This window comes from Lysinibacillus sp. RU7 (genome assembly GCF_057837305.1).
The window spans coordinates 1-371 of sequence record NZ_JBYQFK010000080.1; the positions used below are offsets into that span (position 1 = coordinate 1).

The following is a 371-nucleotide window of genomic DNA, read 5'->3' on the forward strand; positions in this document are numbered from 1 at the left end:
TGCTATAAAGAAGGGGCTAAAACGAAATCTTATTATGTGACGATTAAATCGACAGAACATCAAGAACAAAAGGATTTTCAACAGACAGAGGCGTTTAAAAAGCTCGCCAAAACGCGCTATAAAATCGAAGCGAAGAATAGTGAATTGAAACACAGACACGGGTATAATGTGGCATTATCCTCGGGTCTATTCGCTATGCAAATTCAAGGAGCAACAGCCATGTTTGTCGTCAACCTTAAGCGAATACTCACGCTATTGAGTGAAAAAGAGTGAAAATAAGGGGAAGAAAAAGGCAACTTCAGTTCATTTTGAACGCTAGTTGCCTTTTTTTGATTGTTCATTTAAAAAAATGTAAGTTTTTCAGTGCCCTC

General features: G+C 37.7%; 1 protein-coding gene. It reads left to right on the forward strand.

The window, feature by feature from the left end:
- Positions 1 to 273: transposase (locus tag AC3II9_RS21585; protein ID WP_489158737.1), on the forward strand; the 273-nt coding region annotated here is incomplete at its 5' end.
- Positions 274 to 371: the final 98 nt, after the last annotated feature.